The organism is Corallococcus sp. CA047B (genome assembly GCF_003612065.1).
Lineage (GTDB): Bacteria > Myxococcota > Myxococcia > Myxococcales > Myxococcaceae > Corallococcus > Corallococcus praedator.
Genome location: NZ_RAWD01000561.1, coordinates 1 through 2,847, shown reverse-complemented (window position 1 = coordinate 2,847; position 2,847 = coordinate 1). Strand labels below are relative to the sequence as shown.

The 2,847-nt window shown below is 67.7% G+C and carries 2 protein-coding genes; both read right to left on the bottom strand.

All coding sequences use genetic code 11. The features are described from left to right. Positions 1–136 precede the first annotated feature (136 nt). A complete protein-coding gene (locus D7X74_RS40945; protein WP_120538340.1) occupies positions 137–403 on the bottom strand; it encodes a hypothetical protein in 267 nt (88 codons plus the stop codon). Positions 404–573: 170 nt separating this feature from the next. Continuing rightward, positions 574–2,847: fused MFS/spermidine synthase (locus D7X74_RS45150; RefSeq protein ID WP_120538339.1), on the bottom strand; the 2,274-nt coding region annotated here is incomplete at its 5' end.

Below are 2,847 nucleotides of genomic sequence, written 5' to 3'. Positions count from 1 at the left end.
CTCCCAGAGGGGCCCCGCGCCGCCCCCCGCAAATGAAAATGGCAGGCCCTTCCAAGTGGAGGGACCTGCCATTCATGAGAAGCACCTGGCCGACGCGAGGGCGGCCGAAGCCCCCCAGCGCAAGCCGGAGCGCGGCTCAGTTGTAGGTGTTGTTCTGACCGAAGTTCTTCATCGTCTTCTTCTTCAGGTCGTCCGACGCCGTCTGGCCGTCGTTCTCAACCCCATCGTTACCCGCGAGGGCCGCGGCGGACGCGCCGAACAGCTTGCGGATGTTGTCGCCGAAGAGCGTGATGACGCCGATGGCCGCGATCGCGATCAGGGCGACGATGATGATGTACTCGGTCATGCCCTGACCACGGGACTTACGGAGCTGGATCTTCTGCTTCTTCGCGAGCGTGTTCATGGGGGTCTCCAGGGGTCTTGCAGCGGTGAAAAACTCACCCTGCGAACGTCAGGGTCGAAACGGACAGTAGAACGATCCCACTCACACCTCCATCCGTCATCGGGAGGATGGGGGGGTGGATCCAGTGATTCCAGCCAGATGGAACCACTCAAGGCCTTTGCAACGCTGTTTCACGGCCCTCCGGGGGCCGCGGTTGGCGGTGTCGAAGCCTTCGGATCACACGCGGACGGGGGCATGGCTTCGCAGAACTCCTTGTAGGCCCACTGGAGCTTCGCATCCTCCGGGTGACGAGGCACCACCTCCCGGGCCAGCGCGATGGCGACCTCGTCGCTCCGGGGCGTCCACACCGTCCGGGCCGCCCAGGCCCGGGCCGACGCCAGCTTCAGGTAGGCCGTCGTCAGCTCCGGCGAACGTCCTCCCTTCGCCACCTCCGGCTCCAGCAACGTAGCCGCCACCGTCAACTCGCCCTGCGCGACCAGCGTCTTGCCCAGCGCGAGCGCGGATGCCGGATCCTCCGGCGCCAACGTCCGCCACAGCGTCGCCACGCCGCGCACCAGCGGATCCTTCTCCGCGTGATACCGCTCGATGTTGCGGTACAGCCACGCGGCCTGCTCGGCCGTGGGCGGGTGCTCGCGCACATAGTCGTGCAGCAGCAGCCCGGGGCCCGAGTCCGGCGCCCGACGCTCGTCCTTCACCCGCACGTCCGTCTGCGACAGGAAGAAGGCCACCGGCGAGGCGTACTCCAGCAGGTTGTGGTCATCCGTGTTGATGGGCCCCTCCCCCGCGAACGCCTTCTGCCCTTCGTCGCTGTGCACCTGCTTGGACAGCAGCGCGAACAGGTCCTTGATGTCCACCCGCTCCAGGTCCGCCTTCACTTCGGGCCGGGCCATGCGCGCGGCCACCGACGCCGCGTCGAAGGACAGGGGCTTGCGGCTGGCCACCATGACCAGGTCCTCCGGCCCCAGCCAGGTGGTGGCGTGGGGGAAGGTGTCGCGCAGCGTGCGCATCACCAGCCGCACCAGCTCCCGGTTGCTCTCGTACGTGTGGATCCACTGCACCAGCACGCCGTCGTCGGCCAGGTGCTTGTCCACCAGCTGGAAGAAGTCGCGCGTGAAGAGGCCGGACACGCCCGCCACCCACGGGTTGGAGGGCACGCTGACGATGAGGTCGTACTTGATGGGCGCCAGCGCCATGAACGTCTTCGCATCGTCGATGTGGACGTGCGTGCGCGGGTCGTCCACCGCGTTGCGGTTGTCCGCCTTGAACAGGCGCGCCCCTTCGATGACCGCCGGGGAGATCTCCACCATGTCCAGGCGCTCCACCGGGTGCGCCAGCACGCTGCCCGCGGTGATGGCCGCCCCCGAACCCACCAGGAGCACGTTGCGCGGCTCGCGCGGCTGGAGCAGCGCGCCCAGGTGGCCCGCCACCACCTGCGTCTCGATGTCGCCCCCGTTGGAGGCATCCACCTTGCCGTTGATCTTCATGAACCGCAGGTTGTCCTTGGGCACCTCGCCCACCATCACCGTGGCGAAGGTGTCATCCGCGTAGAACAGGGGACGGATCCGCTTGCGCGTGCTCTCCACCAGCGTCGCGTAGCTCTCCGGGGGCTTGCGGCTCACGCGGATCGCGGAGATGTCGCTCAGCGTCTGCGGCCAGCCGTACATCCCGCCCAATACGCCCAGCACCAGCACCGCCGCCACGCCCACGGGCGCCAGCGTCCGCCACAGGGGCACCGCCTTCGCGCTCTCCCCTTCCGGCCGGTGGGCGCTCGCCTCGAACGCCAGCCCCGCGGCCACCAGGTTCGCCACCGCGCCCGCGACGAAGTTGCCCTGCATGCCCCAGAAGGGCATCAGCACCATGCCGCCCAGCACCGCGCCGGAGATGGTGCCCAGCGTGTTCCACAGGTACACGCCGCCCAACTGGCGCCCCACCTCGGACACCTTCGCCGTGGCCACCCGCGCGGCGGCCGGAAAGGCCGCGCCCATGATGAACGTGGGGATGAGCAGCACCAGACAGCAGAACGCGAAGGTGATGGCCTGGAACATCGGCCACGTCTCCACCGCGCGCGTGAGCATCCACTCCGACCAGCGGAACAGGTGCGGCAGCCGCACGTACAACGGCAGCGCCACGCAGAGGCTCAGCACAAGCCCCACCTGCGTCCAGCCATACAGCTTCAGCGAATCCCCGCCCTCCTTGCGCGTCATCAGCCAGAAGCTGCCCAGGCCGATGCCCAGGATGAACGCCGTCAGGATGAGGGTGAAGGCATAGGTGGAGGCCCCCAGGACGATGGACAGCAGGCGGATCCACGTCACCTGGTACAGCATCGACGTGAAGCCCGACAGCATCACGCGCTTGCGCAGCATGTCCTTGTAGCTGGCGAGCGTGTAGCCCTCGTTCACGAGCATCTGCTCGAACTGCTTGAGGTCCGGGACGTTGTTCTGCTT

Bases quoted from the DNA above. Each gene is read 5' to 3' on its own strand.
- D7X74_RS40945 (WP_120538340.1), bottom strand. From the start codon at position 403: ATGAACACGCTCGCGAAGAAGCAGAAGATCCAGCTCCGTAAGTCCCGT.